Origin of the sequence: Paractinoplanes maris, assembly GCF_023544465.1 — a bacterium.
GTDB lineage: Bacteria > Actinomycetota > Actinomycetes > Mycobacteriales > Micromonosporaceae > Actinoplanes > Actinoplanes maris.
Map to the genome: position 1 here is coordinate 579,964 of NZ_JALPVL010000003.1, position 16,103 is coordinate 596,066.

The following is a 16,103-nucleotide window of genomic DNA, read 5'->3' on the forward strand; positions in this document are numbered from 1 at the left end:
GTCTCAGGACCGCAGCAGCGTGTCCTCGATGACGACCGCGGGAAGAACCTGGATGCGGGCGCGTCCGGACCAGCCGTCGGAGCCGTACTCGACAATGACTTCCGCGCCCGGCCCCGTTCCGGCCACCGTCAGCAGGGTCGCCATCTCGCGGAACAGGTCGCACACGACCCGGCCGTCCCGACGGTGACGGACCCGGACACTGTCATCGGTGACGTCCCAGGTGATCTGGACTTCCTCGACATCGGAGACCGGGAACCGCAACTCCCGCACGAACTCGTCACCCGTCACCTCCTCGGTTTCGGGCAGGACTCCGAGACAAGCCCGCCAAGCCTGGTCAGCGGCCACTTAGAGGTTGGGCACACACGCATCCTAGGCACCTTCCGATCGGCGGCCCGTGCTACCGGCCGCGGTGCGCTCCGGGGGCGGGTCCGCAAACCGGTCAGAGGTAGCCGTTGGCGGTCTTCGGTTGCGCGGAAGGGTCGGAGGCTGGGCGGTCGGCGCCGCGCAACAGCAGCAGTTGTCCATTCTCCTCGTCGGTCGTGGCCAGCCAGAGCGCGCCGGTGGACGGGCAGCGGCCCAGCGCGGAGCCCGGCATCGCTGGGGTCAGGTGCCGTCCGAGGTAGGCGGCGGCGTAGCTTCCGGTCAGAGCCGTCGTCCGCCAGCATCGGCAGTCACCGGCGTCGGACAGGCGGTACCGATCCGAGGCCTGGCGCGCGCGCCGCTCGGTACGCCAGTTGTGCCGGCGGGCCAGGGCGAGCAGTCCGAGACCGGCGCCGGTGAGCAGAACACTCAACGCGGCGAAGACGAGACCGCTGACCGCCGCATACTGCACGGTGCGGGCGATCGCCGCCGGTCGGCCGGCCACTGCTCCGGCGAAGGCGCCGGCGATCGGCACGGAGGCGGTGCAGACGATCGCCGCCACCAGACCGCCGACGAGCATCTGTTCGGTGTCCACCGACCGAGCCGTGGGTCCCTGCCGCCATCGCAGCGCCGCGCGCCAGGCCGCGCTGTCCGCGGCGGAGAAACCCCGCACCCTCGACCTGGCGGCGATGCCTCGCACCACCAGCACCGGCACCAACCCGGCGAGGACGAGAGGCGGCAGGTCGCACCAGACCGCGATGGCCGCCGCCACCGCGAGCAGGGGCACGTGCATCCACCGCAGCGGAGCCGGACGCCGGATCGTGGTGGCCTGCAGCGCGTCAACACCCGGCAAGCGGCTACCGGCGGCCCGCAGCAGCAGCGCGGAACCCGCGTGATCCCCGCGACGTCGCAGGTTCTCGGCGGCCGCGAGGATCGGCCGCGGATTGGTGCGCAGGTCGGGATCCCGTACGAGGAACTCCTCGACCACTGCCCGCAGGGTCGCCCGGGAATCGTCGCGATCCCGCCGAGCCAGAACGCCGGCCAGGAAACGCGCCAGCGTGAACCGCGTGACGACGTGGTGAACCTGCACCAATGCCGTCCACGCCTGATCCGCCGTGCCGTAGTCGCCACGCTGCTCAGCCGCGGCCCCGACGAGATACAGCGGTTCCCACCGGCCCGGCACCATCGCCACGACGGACAACAGCCGGCGGTACGCGTCATCGTCGCCCACCGCCGCTCGGCAGGCAGCCAACAACAGGTACGGCCACGAAGCTCCGGGTTCGGCCGGGAGTTCCACGAAGTGCTGCCGGGCCAGGACCGCCAGAGCCTCCCCCGGCCGGCCCACCATCAACAGAAGCCGGGCCCGATCCAGCTCGGCCTCATCGTCGCGGCTGACTTTCGCGGCGAGTGACAACGCCACCTCGAAGGCGTCCACCTCGTCGGCGGCCGCCACCCACTCCTCGACAAGCGCCGCCGGAACCGCAGTCGAAGGCGGCGTCATCGCGGCTCGGCCATCCACGGCGTCCACGATCGGCCACGCAGCGGCAAAGCTGAGAATCGGCGGCGGAGAACCCCGGATCGCCCCTTCGGCAACGGGTTCCGACCAGCCTCTGTGACCGCACCGGGCCGACTGACACCGGACACCATCAACCGCCCGACCTGGAGCAGACAGTCGCATTGTCGCCGCTAAGCGTGGTGGATCATCTCCAGCGACACCGCCCACAGCCTTTTCGCGGCGTCGGGATCGAGCGCCCACTCCTTGACGCCGTGGCTGTTGGTGAACAGGTCGGCGTCGTCGGGGACCGTGTTGGCCTCGCGACCGTCATCGAGATAGTGGCCGCCGGTGTGGGCGAACTCGGGCGCGACCGCCGCGACCAGAGTGGTGGCGGCGCCCTGCTGCACGGTCTTGTAGGTGAAGGCGCCCGCCGCTTCGGCCGCCGCCAGATAGTCCTTCTGCTGCTGGGTGAAGTCCCGCTGCAGCCCGGTTGCGACGCCTCCGGGGTTGACCGTGTTGGCGACGATGCCGTCGGCGGCCCAGAGGCGGGTCGCCTCGACCGCGAACAGGGAGTTGGCGGTCTTGGACTGGGCGTACGCGGCCTGCGGATCATAAGCGCGTCGCTCGAAGTGGAGGTCGTCGAAGACGACCGGCGACCTCATGTGTGCCGTTGAGCTGACCCCGACGACCCGGGCCCCACCGCGCTCGCGGGCGCCCTTGGCGAGAAAGCCGTGGAGGCCGAGGGTCAGAGCGAAGTGGCCGAGGTGGTTGACCGCGAACTGGTGCTCCCACCCTTCCGGGGTCCGGCGCAGATCACTGAGAATCACGCCGGCATTGTTGATCAGCAGATGCAGCGGCCCGGTCCAGCGCTCGGTGAACGCCGCGATCGAACCCCGGTCGGCGAGGTCGAGGGCCCGCACGTGGAGGTGGTGGTTGCCGGTGGACTCTTGAATGTCCCGGGCCACCCTCGTGCCCGCCTCGACGTCGCGCACGGCCAGGGTGACCTCAGCGCCAGCCCGCGCGAGGGAGCGGGCCGTCTCCACGCCGATTCCCGACGAGGCGCCGGTGACGACGGCCCGCACTCCGGTGAGGTTGACGCCCCGCACTACGTCGTCGGCGGTGCTGGCGGCGTGGAAACCGGTCGTGATCAGTGGTTGAGCGGTCGTCATGATGCCTCCTGAGCAATGGACCAGTCGCCGCCACTATACGCATCATACTTAGATTGTTTAGTTGGTTCAGTGGCCTGCTAGGCTGGCTCCATGAGTGACGCACAGACGGCCGAGGCTTCCGGAGGGCAGCGCGACAGCGCTCGGCGGGAGCACGTCCTGACGGTCGCCCTCGGCACCTTCGCGCGCTTCGGATACCGGAAGACGTCGATGGATGATGTGGCTCGCGCCGCGGACATCTCCCGTCCCGGGCTCTATTTCTTGTTTTCCTCCAAGGAAAATCTGTTCCGGGCCGCCGTCGTCCACGCCCTCGACCGTGACCTCGAGATGGCGGGCCAGGTGCTGAGTGACTTCGAGCGCCCGATCCGCGACCGGCTGATCGAGGCTTTCGACCTGTGGACCGGTCGCTATGTCGGCGCCTTGTCGAGCGAGGTCGCCGTCCTGATCGACACGAATCCCGCCCTGCTGGGCCAGATCGTCACGGCCTACCCCGAGCGCTTCCTCGAGATGCTGACGCACGCTCTGGCCGACGCCCTACCGGCCCGGCCCAGCATGGCGGGCGACATGGCCTGGACACTCAGGAGCACCGCCGCCGGCATCAAGCACGAGGTGGCCACGCGGACAGAATTCGTCGAACGAATGACCATTGCCATCGACTTGTTCCTGCCCGGAGCCGATGTCGGCAAACAGGTCTCCACAGGCACCAGAGCGCCACGATCCTGACAGCGACGCTCACCCGCACATTCCATGCGGCAGGAGTCGTTCAACTGGAGCTGACAGGGCGCCCAGGGTCGAATTCCGTCGGGTGGATAGTCACTCTTGTGAGGAGGACGCCGACTCCACCGTGGTCGATGCGATCGGCCGGGATCGGCATGGAAAGAAGCGATTGTCCGACGTTGCGCGCAGAGGTTACCATCATGTCGACGCCGAGGGATAATTGGGGAACTCTTCGTGGATCTGCTGCAATCCGTGTCATCGGGTCCGCTGGGCCTTTTCGTCGGCGCCATCCTCGGAGTTCTCGTCTCGGTCATGTTCGAGGACACGCTACTGAACGTCAGGAAATACTTCGGCCGCCGATTCCGCCGCATCAAGGCGAAATTCGTCGTCGCGGTGGGACGCGAACAAGAAGAGGCCTCTCCGACTTTCTCCATAGGACACGTCGACACCCCACTCCTCATCGTCGAGGGCGACGGCGAGCAGGTGATAGACGAACAGCGCGTGAGCGTCCGCATCGAACCCCGCTTCGTCGAGGTCCCTGATGAGGTTGCCGCATGGGCGCACGAGATCGGTAAAGAACAGGACCGGCTCGAGGCCGAGGGAAGACAGCGATTCTGGAACGGCAAGAATTATGCCGTCAAAGGGCTCACCATCAGCCGCACCATCGACGAAGAGCGCCCAGAGATCTGTCTGCAACTACAGGAATCGGACTATTTCACCTTCCTGGCCACCAAGGACCACGAACGCCACCTCTCCGATGGCAGCACCTTACGAGGCAAATACATCGGAGACCGAGATTACGAAGACGTTCCGCCCTTCATGTCGTCGAGTTTCGGGACCAATGTGGCCCTGATCTCCGCCGATGATCAGCTGATCGTTGCGCGCCGGAGCAATCATGTGGGCTCGAGACCGGGAGTGTGGAACTCGTCGGCGAACGAGGCGATGTCCCGCGACCTGGACCCCGACGGCCGGAATCCCCCGGACATCTATCGGGTCATGCGGCGCGGCATACGGGAGGAGCTCGGTGTCGATGAGCGGGAATATCTGCTGGAGCTCCTGGCCATATCACTGGACACCGACATGCATCAGTGGGGAGCACTCTTCGTCGGCACCCTTCGCTCGATGAAGGGCAGTGAGGTCATTGCCAAACGAAGCCGCGGCGTAGCCGACAAGTTCGAGAACACGGAACTCAAGCTCATCCCGTTCGATCCGGACTCGGTCTTCCGATTCATCGGCGAGGAGTGGGACCGAAACATGCTGGCTCCCCACACGCCGGCCCTCTGCTATCTCGCCTTGGTCAACAAATTCGGCCGGCGCCAGGTCGAGAGAAAAGCGGAACGCGCTCTGAGGTCAGGCCGGCCACGACAGGTTTGACCCGTTGCCCGGACATCGGCACGAGCGGATGCCTGCGCACCAGGCCACGAAGGTCATTCCGGCCGAATGCTGGAATACTGGCGTCGGGCTTCGATCAGGACGGCGGTCAACTCCCGGGCGCGCGGCCCGTCGGCCTTGAGCGCGGCCTTGACGTGGTCACCGGCGTTGCTGACGGCGAACTGGAGCGCAGGCAACCGTTGTCGTCGCCCGGCACGATTGCCTTTGGTCTTCGAGCGCGTAGCGGCAAAGCGGATCGCAGCGTTGAGCGGGAAAGGGGCATGTATTCGGTGTGCGGAAGGGTTGGCTGTCGAGGTGGCGATGTTGCGTACGGTCGAATTTTGGCCGCAGACCGGCTTTGTGGACGCGCCGTGGATTGAGGATCCGGACGAGGACGCGTTCGTGCGCAGCGCTCGGGGAATCGGCGAGTTGTACAGCGAGGGCGTACGCCCGACGCGGGTCCAGGCGCGACACTCCCAGCTGCGGCTGCACTGTTTCGACCACGAACCCGGACGCACCGACGTCGAGGTGATCGTGTTCACCGAGCCTGCCGAAGGATTCGAGATGGCCGGGGTATACCTGCCCGACGGGGTGGCAGCGCTGCCGGCGCCGGCCCGGGCGGCCCTGGTGCTGGACGTGATGCACGCCGCTGCGCTGCGAATGGCTCAAGCCCGGGGATGGGACCCCGAAGCGCTCGAGGCCGCCCGCGCCCACGTCGTTGCCCACGATCTGCGGTTCCGGTGGGTCGGACCGGCGAAGACGTCACCGGGACGTAAATATCTCGCCCGCCCGGTCTTCACCATCACCGACGACGGTTGGGGTCGAGGCGTCGTGGAGATCCGGCGGGTCGCGGACGACACGTTGGTCGCCTGCTCGGCCGAGATGGTCACCGCCGGAGCCGCATCCGTCTTCCGCCGGGCCGCTGCCACGCTGCGCTGGCACGGCAGCACGACAGTGCAGATCGATCCTGACGAGGGACCGTGTGTCACCGCGGTCGTGCCCCTGCCCGTGGTGAATGTCCGTGGTGAAGGCGCCAACTCCCCGGAGTCGGTGCCGCGGATCGTCGTGGTGGGCGGGGCGACCGACGACGCCGTGCCCGACGTCTACGACACGGCACTGCATCTTCTCCTCGATGAGCTGAGCGAGCCGCAGTGGCTCACCTGGTGGTCCGCGGCGTCGGACGATGTCCTTGAGGTCTGGTACGACCTCGTGGTGGAGCATCCGGCACGGATCTCGGCCCGGCGCGGCGGCAACAAGCTACGGGTACGGATAGAACGTCCCTGCGCCGACATCCTCGCGGCTCCCGACCACGTCGCTCTGGCCTACACCGACGTTCAGGACATGCTCGCCACGATTCGCCGACGCGCGAACCTCGGCACTCATCCCGAGCTGCCCGACCTCGAACAACTGAAGGTGGCGACCGCGGGCCAGATCGCTCAACGCGCTGCTCTCGTAAGCCGGATGACGAAGCTGGTGGACCGCCTGGCCGACCGGTTGCCGGCCTGGCTCGTCATGTCGTTCCGAGCCGACCTCGATGAAGGAAGGCCCGCCGACACGATGTCGGTGCTGCGAGTTCAGCTCTCGCATCTCGACATCGAGCTGACCGACGCGGAACGAGCCGAGTTCGAAGCCCTGAGCGCGACCCAGCGTTAGCCGCGACAGCGCCAGATGCTGACGTTCATGACGGGCCACCTGATGAGGACGTGCGTCACCATGGTGGAACACTGATCGTCATGCCGAAGCGCGGACGCCCGCAGCGGACCCTTCTCGACCTCATTGTTGAAGCGCTGCAGCGCCGGCGCAGACGGCGCGACCAGCAGCAGCGTAAGCAGTACCGGCGACTGCATCCGCACGACCTGCCGGGAAACTCTGGCCGAGCGGGTGACAACCGTCCGGTGTGGGACCGCCCGAACACCCGCCGACTCGGGGACAGCCCCGAGTAGGTCTTCCGCGCTACCCCTCGCCGGATTGATCGACACTGCTGAGGTGACTCGATGGCCGGGTAGATTGACCGGATTCGGTCCTTCGGGGCGCGTCTCGAGCTGGTGGACGGCGACTTCGAGGTGGCCCGCGAACGGGCGGCGGCCATCGCGCGTCAGCGCGGCGTCCGGTTGGTCGAGGACAGCCTTGACATCGAGACCTGCGAGGGTGCGGCGACCATCGGCCTGGAGTTGGCCGGCGCTCTGGCCGCCGGCGACGTCGTCCTGATCGCCCTCGGCGGCGGTGCCCTGGCCACCGGAGTCGGCCATGTCCTGAAAGCCCTGGCACCCGGGGTCGAGGTGGTCTGCGTGCAACCGCTCGGCGCACCGGCCTTGACGCTGTCCTGGCGCGCGCGCAGGGTCGTCACCACCGACTCGGTGGACACCATCGCCGACGGCGTGGCCGGCCGGTATCCCATCCCCGCGGTGCTGGACGACCTTCTCCAGGTGGCCGACGACGCGGTCCTCGTGCGTGAGGCATCGATCGTCACGGGGATGCGGCTGCTGCTGGAGTATGCCGGTCTGGTCGTCGAACCGTCGGCCGCTCTCGGCATCGCCGCCGTCCTCGAAGACCCGGACCGCTTCGCCGGCCGCCACGTGGTCACGATCATCTGTGGAGGCAACGTCGACCTGGACGTCTACCACCGTTGGGTCACCCCCTGACAGACCCCGGCTCAATCCATCCGGCACGGGGCTGCTTCACACCGAGTGACGTCCCAGCCCCCGGCGTCATGAGCGGGCAGCGAGCCGAAGGCTGAGGGCGCGTCGCGCTGAGTGAGATGCGCGAACAGTTCCCGGCGATCGAAGGGGTGGCTCGCGGAAATGGTGATGCCCGTCAAGCGTGGCGCAGCGGGCGGAAGAAGGCCCGCAAGTCGTCCACCAGCAGGTCGGGCACCTCGAGGGCCGGGAAATGCCCACCCCGGTCGTGTTCGGCCCAGTAACGGATGTCGGGGTAGCGGCGCTCGGCCCACCGGCGGGACGGGTGGGGGACCTCGGCCGGGAAGAGGGACGCGCCGACCGGGACCCGCACCGGGTCGGCGGTGGCTCCGGTGATCCAGCCCGACACCGTCGAGATGCTTTCGGCGTAGAGCCGGGCCGACGACGCCGCGGTGCCGGTCAGCCAATAGAGCGTGACCTGGTCGAGGATCTGGTCGTGGGTCAGCGGAGTATCGGCCCAGGCCAGCAGCTTCTCCCCCAGCCACGCGCACAGCCCGGCCGGCGAGTCCAGCAACGCGTACCCGATGGTCTGCGGCGCCGTGCGGTGCACCTCCGAGTAGGCCGACGACGTTCGCCCGCGTTCGCGCATCCGGGCCAGGGCCTCGCCTTCGGCGGCGGTGAGTTCGGCGTCCGGGTCCGGTCCGGCCAGCGGCGGTACGAGGTGCAGGCCCGCCACATGCGAGGCGTCGAGCACACCGAGCATGCTGGAGACGCTGGTCCCCCAGTCGCTGCCGGCCGCGCCGTACCGCTGGTAGCCCAGGCCGGCCATCAGCTGCGCCCAGGCGGCGGCGATGCGCTCGACTCCCCAGCCCGGCTCGGTGGGCCGGCCGCTGAACCCGTACCCGGGAAGGGACGGGATCACCACGTCGAACGCGTCCTCGGCGGAGCCACCGTGGCCGACCGGGTCGGTCAGCGGGCCGGCCAGCCCGACCAGCTCGAGCACCGAGCCGGGCCATCCGTGGGTCAGGATCAGCGGCAGGGCGCCCGGTTCGCGCGAGCGGGCGTGCAGCACATGGACTTTCACCCCGTCCAGCTCGACGAGGTACTGCGGGTAGGCGTTCAACCGGTCCTCGGCCGCCCGCCAGCGGTAGTCCGTCGCCCAGTGGCGGCACAGCTCGGCCACCACCTCGAGCGGGATGCCCTGGGTCGCCGGGGCCGGTTCGGGCCAGCGGGTGCGGGCGAGCCGGGCGCGCAGGTCGGCCAGGTCAGCTTCCCCCACGTACGCCTGGAAGGGTTCGAACCGCAGCGACATGCGCGCAGGCTACCGGGTACGGAAAGGGTGGGGGTTTATCGTGTGGCCTGTCCGCAATGAGGGGTGACGGGAGCGGAATGGATGACGAGCGGTGGATGAGCCGTGCGGTGGAGCTGGCTCATCGGTCGCCGCGTTCGTCGACGGCGTTCGCGGTGGGGGCCGTGATCGTGGACGGGCACGGCACCGAGCTCGCCCGCGGCTGGTCGCGTGATGTCGACCCGCTGGTCCACGCCGAGGAGTCGGCGCTGCTCCGGGCGGGTGACGACCTCGGCGGCACGACTCTCTACAGCAGCCTCGAACCGTGCTCGAAACGCTCCAGCCGGCCCGCCGCCACCTGCACCAACCTGATCATCGCGGCCGGCATCCCGCGCGTGGTGATCGCCTGGCGCGAGCCCGATCTGTTCGTGACGTGCGAGGGCGTGGCCCTGCTGACCGCCGCCGGCGTCCAGGTGGTCGAGTTGCCCGCCTTCGCGGAACGGGCCCGGGCCGCGAACACCCACCTGCTCTGACCCTCAGTCCGGTCGCCGCAGGGCCTGGAACCGCCGGTCCGTCACTATCCACCGGGACTCGCGGCCGTCGAGCGCCCGCCTGACCAGGCCGGCGTCCTCGAACCAGGCCGGCCTGGTGAACCACAGGGCACCGTCGCCGGTCCTGGGCCAGAGACCGAGGCGCCTCAGCATCCGATCGGCGGCGTCGAAAGTGTCCTCGGTCGGCACCACATAGGCCTCGCCACCGGAGTCCTCGCAGCAGCTCCGGGTGTCGCAGACCGCCCACAGCACGGCGAACAGCCCGGCCAGTCCCCGATCGACGCAGGCCCCTTTCCCGTACGCCCGGACGTGCACCTGCCGATGGCCGACCGCCAGGAGCCCGCCGTTGACCCGGCGGCACTCGGCACACAGCGGATGGGGACCGAGGAAGTTCATGGATCAACCGTGACATCGATCCGCAACGCTGCCCGGGTCGCCGTGGCGGACCCGGGCAGCGGGGTGACGCGGACTACTGGAAGAGCTTGGCCGCGGTGATCGCGGTCTGGATGATGCCGTAGCCCAGCAGGACGGCCACCAGCAGCCAGGACAGGACGAGACGGGCGCTCATGCCGCGACCTCCTTCGCACGCGTGGCCGGCTCGTGGTAACGCTCCGGGACCGGCCGGATCAACAGGTTGGCCACGAAGCCGATGACCAGGATGCCGACCATGGTGAACAGGGCCGGCTGGTAGGCCGAGCTGGTCAGCGTGCCCGGCTTGCCCTGGGCGTCCAGGAAGCCGTTGATGATCAGCGGCCCGGCCACTCCGGCGGCCGACCAGGCGGTCAGCAGACGGCCGTGGATGGCGCCCACCTGGAACGTTCCGAAAAGATCGCGCAGGTAGGCCGGGACGGTCGCGAAACCACCGCCGTAGAACGACAGGATGACCCCGGCCAGCAGGACGAACAGCGCCGTGGCGGCGTCGCCGACCGTGGCCAGCAACAGGTAGAGGATGACGCCGCCGCCCAGGTAGACCATGTAGATGGGCTTGCGGCCGATCAGGTCGGAGGTGGTCGACCAGGCGAACCGGCCGGCCATGTTGAACAGCGACAGCACGCCGACGAAACCACCGGCCGCCGCGACGCTGACGCTGGAGATCCCCTCCGTACGGAAGAAGTCCTGGATCATCGGGCTGGCCTGCTCGAGGATGCCGATGCCGGCGGTCACGTTGCAGAACAGCACGATCCAGAGCAGCCAGAAGGCGCGGGTGCGGATGGCGTTGGCGGCCGAGACACTGGCCGTGGTGACCAGCGGCTTCGCCTTGACCGAGGCCGGGTCCCAGCCGTCGGGCTTCCAGTCGTCGGCCGGCACCCGCATGTTGGCCACGCCGAACATCATGATCAAGAAGTAGGCGATGCCGAGCGTCAGGAACAGCGCGACCAGCGAGCTGCCCGAGGCGACCGAGGTGGCCACGTTGGGGTCGTAGCTGTCGTCGTAGAACGAGAGCAGTTGCCGCGAGGCCGGGCTGGCGATCAGCGCGCCGCCGCCGAAGCCCATGATGGCCAGACCGGTGGCCAGGCCGGGCCGGTCGGGGAACCACTTGATCAGCGTCGACACCGGCGAGATGTAGCCGATGCCGAGACCGATGCCGCCGACCACGCCGTAGCCGAGGTAGACCAGCCACAGCTGCTTGGTGCTGATGCCGAGCGCGCTGATCAGGAAGCCGGCCGCCCAGAAGCAGGCCGACACGAACATCGCCTTGCGCGGGCCGTTGCGCTCGACCCAGGTGCCGCCGACCGCCGCCGACAGACCCAGCATCACGATCGCGATGCTGAAGATGATGCCGATGGAGGTTTGGCTGGCGTCGAAGTGTGAGACGAAGGAGTTCTTGTAGACGCTCGTCGCGTAGACCTGGCCGATGCAGAGGTGCACCGACAGGGCCGCGGGCGGGATCAGCCAGCGGCTGAAGCCGGGCGGCGCCACGGAATGTGCGCGGTCGAGCCTGGTGAGCAGGGACAAGGTGGCGCCTCCCAACCCCGGTGGAGGGTATCGATCTTCATGATCGACCCTCCGGCCCGGGGCGGCAACCGGAGACTCAGCGCCGGGTGTTGGCGACGATCGCGTCGATGATCGTGGGCCAGAGCGGCTGCGGCAGATCGTGCCCCATCCCGGGGATGACCAGCAGCTCGGCGCCGGGGACGGCGGCCGCCGTGGCCCGTCCGCCGCTCACGTTGATCAGCGGGTCGTCCTCGCCGTGGATGACCAGCGTGGGCACGGTGACCGAGGCCAGCGCGGCTGTCCGGTCGGGCGAGGCGACGATCGCCGCGTACTGCCGGCGGACGCCGGCCGGGCCGTAGCTGCGCTCGAATTTCGCGGTGGCCCGCCGCTGCACCTCGGCCTCGGCCGTGGGATAGCCGGGCGAGCCGATGACCCGGGATGTGGCGATCGACCCGGCGATGATCTCCTCGCGGGTCGTGGCGGGCGGCCGCATCAGGGCGGCCGCGGCCTCCGGCGTCGCCTGGCCGACCGCCCGGTCGCCGGTCATCGACATGATCGAGCAGAGGCTGGCCACCAGGTCGGGGTGGTCGATCGTCAACTGCTGGGCGACCATGCCGCCCATCGAGACACCGACCACGTGCACCGGCTCGAGAGCGAGCTCCTTGATCAAGGCCGCGGTGTCGGCGGCCAGATCGCTGAGCAGGTAGGGCGCCGTGGCCAGGTCACCGCCGAAGATCGCGGCCAGGTCGGGCGGGGGCAGGTCGTCGAACGCCGTGGACAGTCCCGCGTCGCGGTTGTCGAAGCGCACGACGTGGAAGCCGTGCCCGGCCAGCTCGTCGACGAAGCCCGCCGGCCAGTCGATGAGCTGTGCACCCAGACCCATGATGAGCAGCAGGTCCGGGTCGTCCGGGCTCCCCGCCGTCTCATACCGCAGATCGATCCCGTTGGCCCGCACGTCCGGCACGTGATTCCCCTTCCCCAGCGCGTTCTCGATCAGCATGCCGCATCGCCCCGGAACGGCCATCGGCGGAACCACCAGTTTCAGCGCTCGCTTATATAAGGGTCAGCTGATACCGTACGTCTCGTGCACGCGTTCGATGTACTCGGAGATCCCGTCCGGCGCCGGATCCTGGAGTTGCTCGCCGAGGGTGAGCAGAGCTCCGGGGCCGTCACCGACGTGATCCGGGCCGAGTTCGGGATCTCGCAGCCGGCGGTCTCCCAGCACCTGCGGGTGCTGCGCGACAACGGCTTCGCGACCGTGCGCCCGCAGGGAGCCCGCCGCCTCTACGCGGTCGACGACACCGCGCTGCGCGAGGCCGACGCCTGGCTCGCGCGGTTTCGGCGGTTCTGGGCTCCACGCCTGGCCGCCATGGAGACCGAGGTGGCTCGGGGCAAACGGCAGCGACGACTCAATTCACCAGAAGGGGAACGCCATGCTTGACGTCGATACCCAGATCAGCACCGTGCGCCGCCAGCAGGGCCGCCGCACGCTCGAGGCGGGCGAGGCGCGCGTCCAGACGATCAGCCAGGTCTACGACACCGGCATCGAGGACCTGTGGGATGTGGTGACCAACCCCGAGCGCATCGCCCGCTGGTTCCTGCCGGTCGAGGGCGAGCTCAAGGAGGGCGGCCGCTACCAGCTGATCGGCAACGCGGGCGGCACGATCAACCGGTGCGACCCGCCCAGCGGATACTCCGCCACCTGGGAGTTCGCCGACCAGGTGAGCTGGATCGAGGTGCGCCTGACCCCCGAGGGCGACAGCACCCGCTTCGAGCTGGAGCACGTCGCCCACGTCGCCGACGAGTGGTGGGACCAGTTCGGCCCCGGCGCCACCGGGGTGGGCTGGGACGGCGCCCTCTACGGCCTGGCCAACCACCTGGCCGACCCGTCGACCGCCCCCGACCCGGCATCGATGGCCACCTGGCACGAGACCCCGGAGGGCAAGTCCTTCTACCGCCAGGCCAGCGACGCCTGGGTCCAGGCCTCGATCGCCGACGGCACCGACCCCGAGGCGGCCCGGGCCGCGGGTGAGCGCACGTTCGGCTTCTACACCGGCCAGGCGGCCTGAGCGTCCGCCCGGCCGAGCACGATCCGGCCAGGCAGCCTGAGCGTCCGCCCGGCCGAGCACGATCCGGTCGGGCCGGAGCGGAACGACGGCGGTGCGCCCGGCTCCGGGCGCACCGCGTACTGCTCCTCGCGCTGATGCCGTCTCTTTCCGACATCGCCGGGCGGTGCAAGGCATGTCGACCTCGCATACTGCACGCGCTCGATACTGGAAGGCATGACACTGCTCAACGCCCGGGCCGGCCACTGGACCTCGGAGACCACCGGAGTGACGGTGATCCTGCCGCCGCCCGGCACGGTCGCCTCGGGCGAGATCCGTGGCGGTGCCCCGGCCAGCCGCGAGTTCGCCCTGCTGGAGCCCACCCGCCTGGTCGACCGGGTGGACGCGGTGGTGCTGTCCGGCGGTTCCGCCTTCGGCCTGGCCGCCGGCGACGGCGTGATGCAGCTGCTGCGCGCGCACGGGATCGGGCTGCCCACCCCGGCCGGGCCGGTCCCGATCGTGGTCGGCCTGTCGCTGTTCGACGCCTCGGTGGCGGCGCTCGTCCGGCCCGATTTCGCCGAGGGAGGCCGCCTGGCCGCTCAGGCCGCCTTGGACGGCGTGCCCTTCACCACTGGTCCGGTCGGGGCCGGCACCGGCGCCGCCACCGGCAAGTGGCGGGAACGCCTGGACCCCGGCGGCCTGGGCCTGGCGCAGGCGTCAGCCGGCGAAGCGACGGTGGTGGCACTGGCCGCGGTGAACGCCTGGGGCGACGTCATCGGCCCGGACGGCCGCCCGCTGATCGCCCCCGGCGAGATTCCGCCCGCGCCCGCCGCTCCCCCGTTCCCCACCGCCAACACGACGATCGCCGTGGTGCTGACCGACGCCAAGCTGGACAAGGTGGGCTGCAACTGGCTGGCCCAGAGTGCCCACACCGGTTTCGCCCGGGCCCTGAACCCGGCCCACACCCGCTACGACGGCGACGCCGTGGTCGCCCTGGCCACCGGCGAGCTGAGCACGCCGGTGGACCTGGAGCACTTGCGAGCTGTCACCGCGGAAACCATGACCGCGGCGATCCGTGCCTCATCCCCGGCCCCCGGCTCCGGGCCCACCCCTCTGTCGCGATAGACCGGCCGGTGAACGACAGCCCGTACTGGGCCGGCTCGATGACCTACGTCGCCTCGGCGGCCGGCGGGACAGCCGCCCTCAAGGGGTCCCGCGGTGGCGGGCCGCTGCGGGGGCTGCGGTCGTCAGACGTTCGACCTCGGTGATGACTTTCCACAGGATGGGCGGGGCGGTGGCACCCTGCACGGTGGAGACCGCCTTGTGGTGACCGCCGCGGTAGGTGACGGTGACTCGGTAGAAGTAGCGGTCGCAGCAAGAGTTCTTGGGCTGGTAGGCGGGGCGCAGTCGCTTGAACTCGGGGCTTGCCGTCATTCGCAGCACCCGTTGGCTGCCGGCGGTCGAGCGGTCGACCGCGAACAGATCCTGTCTTCCCGCGAAACCACCCGAGCGTTCCAGCGTGACCGCGAGGGCCGGCACCGGCGCGGCGGCGACCACCGGCGCGGTGGCGACGGCCGGCACCGGCGCGGTGGCGACGGCCGGCACCGGCGGGGCGGCGGCGGCCGGCTGCGGCGCGGCGGCCGCGGAAATGGCGTAGGTGGAGGCAGCGACCACGCAGGTCGCGGCCGACGCCAGCATGTTCTTTCGTTGCACTGGGTGTTCCCCCGCGTCGGCGCTGGTTGTTGTCGTCACTCACCCACAACAACGCCATGGCGATCGCCGAAGACACGCACGACCACTACTGGTGGATCAAGGCCGGCAGCACGAACACCATCGTGGCCGACCAGGTGATGTGGGTCAGGATGGGCGCCATGATGCCGCCGGAGGCGCGGCGTTGCAGGGCCAGGATCAGGCCGAGCAGGAACGCGGCGAAGACCAGCATGGGTTTGCCGGTCGCGACCGTGGCGGCGGCGTAGACGACGGTGGAGATGAGCACGGCGTGGCGCCGGCCGATCGCCGCGAACAGGGCGCCGCGGAAGAAGACCTCCTCGGCCACGCCGTTGAGCAGCGTGACCGCCACGATCGGCACGATGGCGCCGTAGCGGGCGTGGGCCAGGACGCTGTTGACCTGCTCGCGCAGCGGCGGCAGCTCGCGGACGACCAGCGAGCGGGCCACGAAGACGGCGCCCAGCACGAGCCCGGTGACGATCGGGGTGACGATCGGGCGCCGCAGCTTGTCGCGGAACGAGATGCGGCCCAGGTGCAGCGGCCCGGACAGCAGCGCCCCGCCGACCCAGGTCAGCGCGACCAGCACGGTCAGCAGATAGAAGATGTCGTCGCCGGGGCGTACGGCCAGCGAGAACCCGAGCAGGACGGCGCCGGCCACCAGGGTGATCGCGACGACGACGCGGCGCCGGTGGAACTCCCGGTCGGGCTGGTGGTGGTCGCGTTCGACCTGGTCGATCAGCGAGGGACCCACGGCCCGTCGGGCGCGGGCCAGCCAGGCCGGGGTGTTGGTCACCGACTCCCCTTACCCCGG

The 16,103-nt window shown here is 69.7% G+C and carries 18 protein-coding genes; 8 read left to right on the forward strand and 10 right to left on the reverse strand.

The window, feature by feature from the left end:
- Nucleotides 1-3: 3 nt before the first annotated feature.
- The 3 genes from NAG42_RS11840 to NAG42_RS11850 all read right to left on the reverse strand — a co-directional run bounded on the left by NAG42_RS11840 (nt 4) and on the right by NAG42_RS11850 (nt 3,024).
- A complete protein-coding gene (locus NAG42_RS11840) occupies nt 4-288 on the reverse strand; it encodes a hypothetical protein (protein ID WP_250030262.1) in 285 nt (94 codons plus the stop codon).
- A gap of 151 nt (nt 289-439) precedes the next feature.
- The gene (locus NAG42_RS11845; RefSeq protein WP_250030263.1) at nt 440-1,861 is read right to left on the reverse strand and encodes a tetratricopeptide repeat protein; all 1,422 of its coding nucleotides are present in this window, start codon (nt 1,859-1,861) and stop codon (nt 440-442) included.
- A 185-nt stretch (nt 1,862-2,046) separates the two neighbouring features.
- Complete coding sequence (locus NAG42_RS11850; RefSeq protein ID WP_250030264.1) at nt 2,047-3,024, reverse strand: SDR family NAD(P)-dependent oxidoreductase; 978 nt, start codon at nt 3,022-3,024, stop codon at nt 2,047-2,049.
- 90 nt (nt 3,025-3,114) lie between these two features.
- On the opposite strand from NAG42_RS11850, the gene NAG42_RS11855 reads away from it, so the two are divergent.
- From NAG42_RS11855 to NAG42_RS11870, 4 genes are all read left to right on the forward strand, one after another.
- Nucleotides 3,115-3,744, forward strand: a complete 630-nt coding sequence (locus tag NAG42_RS11855) for a TetR/AcrR family transcriptional regulator (RefSeq protein WP_250030265.1) — start codon at nt 3,115-3,117, stop codon at nt 3,742-3,744.
- A 228-nt stretch (nt 3,745-3,972) separates the two neighbouring features.
- Nucleotides 3,973-5,112, forward strand: a complete 1,140-nt coding sequence (locus NAG42_RS11860; protein ID WP_250030266.1) for a hypothetical protein — start codon at nt 3,973-3,975, stop codon at nt 5,110-5,112.
- 66 nt (nt 5,113-5,178) lie between these two features.
- A complete protein-coding gene (locus NAG42_RS11865; protein WP_250030267.1) occupies nt 5,179-6,762 on the forward strand; it encodes a hypothetical protein in 1,584 nt (527 codons plus the stop codon).
- Nucleotides 6,763-7,124: 362 nt separating this feature from the next.
- A complete protein-coding gene (locus tag NAG42_RS11870) occupies nt 7,125-7,751 on the forward strand; it encodes a threonine ammonia-lyase (protein WP_308201142.1) in 627 nt (208 codons plus the stop codon).
- Between the two features lie 172 nt (nt 7,752-7,923).
- Here the strand turns inward: NAG42_RS11870 and NAG42_RS11875 are convergent, their stop codons facing one another.
- The gene (locus NAG42_RS11875; protein ID WP_250030269.1) at nt 7,924-9,057 is read right to left on the reverse strand and encodes an epoxide hydrolase family protein; all 1,134 of its coding nucleotides are present in this window, start codon (nt 9,055-9,057) and stop codon (nt 7,924-7,926) included.
- A 77-nt stretch (nt 9,058-9,134) separates the two neighbouring features.
- Here NAG42_RS11875 and NAG42_RS11880 point away from each other — a divergent pair, with 77 nt between their 5' ends.
- The gene (locus NAG42_RS11880) at nt 9,135-9,566 is read left to right on the forward strand and encodes a cytidine/deoxycytidylate deaminase family protein (RefSeq protein WP_250030270.1); all 432 of its coding nucleotides are present in this window, start codon (nt 9,135-9,137) and stop codon (nt 9,564-9,566) included.
- A 3-nt stretch (nt 9,567-9,569) separates the two neighbouring features.
- Here NAG42_RS11880 and NAG42_RS11885 read toward each other — a convergent pair whose 3' ends face one another.
- The 4 genes from NAG42_RS11885 to NAG42_RS11895 form a co-directional block, all read right to left on the reverse strand.
- On the reverse strand, nt 9,570-9,980 hold the full coding sequence (locus tag NAG42_RS11885; protein ID WP_250030271.1) for a hypothetical protein: 411 nt from the start codon (nt 9,978-9,980) through the stop codon (nt 9,570-9,572).
- A gap of 73 nt (nt 9,981-10,053) precedes the next feature.
- Complete coding sequence (locus tag NAG42_RS45485; RefSeq protein ID WP_438872391.1) at nt 10,054-10,152, reverse strand: MFS transporter small subunit; 99 nt, start codon at nt 10,150-10,152, stop codon at nt 10,054-10,056.
- Nucleotides 10,149-11,534 carry an OFA family MFS transporter gene (locus tag NAG42_RS11890; protein WP_308201143.1) on the reverse strand — a complete coding sequence of 462 codons (1,386 nt, stop codon included), beginning with the start codon at nt 11,532-11,534 and terminating at the stop codon, nt 10,149-10,151. Before NAG42_RS11890 ends, NAG42_RS45485 begins: the two co-directional genes overlap by 4 nt.
- 82 nt (nt 11,535-11,616) lie before the next feature.
- Entirely contained in the window at nt 11,617-12,519 is a 903-nt protein-coding gene (locus tag NAG42_RS11895; protein WP_250030273.1) for an alpha/beta fold hydrolase, read from the reverse strand.
- Between the two features lie 84 nt (nt 12,520-12,603).
- Between NAG42_RS11895 and NAG42_RS11900 the strand changes: the two genes are divergently transcribed.
- From NAG42_RS11900 to NAG42_RS11910, 3 genes are all read left to right on the forward strand, one after another.
- Nucleotides 12,604-12,960: an ArsR/SmtB family transcription factor gene (locus NAG42_RS11900; RefSeq protein WP_250030274.1), complete on the forward strand. Its 357-nt coding sequence runs from the start codon at nt 12,604-12,606 to the stop codon at nt 12,958-12,960.
- Nucleotides 12,953-13,588, forward strand: coding sequence for an SRPBCC family protein (locus NAG42_RS11905; protein ID WP_250030275.1), 636 nt, complete (start codon nt 12,953-12,955; stop codon nt 13,586-13,588). The genes NAG42_RS11900 and NAG42_RS11905 overlap by 8 nt, the downstream gene beginning before the upstream one ends.
- A 213-nt stretch (nt 13,589-13,801) precedes the next feature.
- Nucleotides 13,802-14,689, forward strand: coding sequence for a P1 family peptidase (locus NAG42_RS11910; protein WP_250030276.1), 888 nt, complete (start codon nt 13,802-13,804; stop codon nt 14,687-14,689).
- 78 nt (nt 14,690-14,767) lie between these two features.
- Here the strand turns inward: NAG42_RS11910 and NAG42_RS11915 are convergent, their stop codons facing one another.
- On the reverse strand, nt 14,768-15,277 hold the full coding sequence (locus tag NAG42_RS11915) for a protealysin inhibitor emfourin (RefSeq protein WP_250030277.1): 510 nt from the start codon (nt 15,275-15,277) through the stop codon (nt 14,768-14,770).
- Nucleotides 15,278-15,362: 85 nt separating this feature from the next.
- Entirely contained in the window at nt 15,363-16,085 is a 723-nt protein-coding gene (locus NAG42_RS44870) for a CPBP family intramembrane glutamic endopeptidase (RefSeq protein WP_250030278.1), read from the reverse strand.
- Nucleotides 16,086-16,103 lie beyond the last annotated feature (18 nt).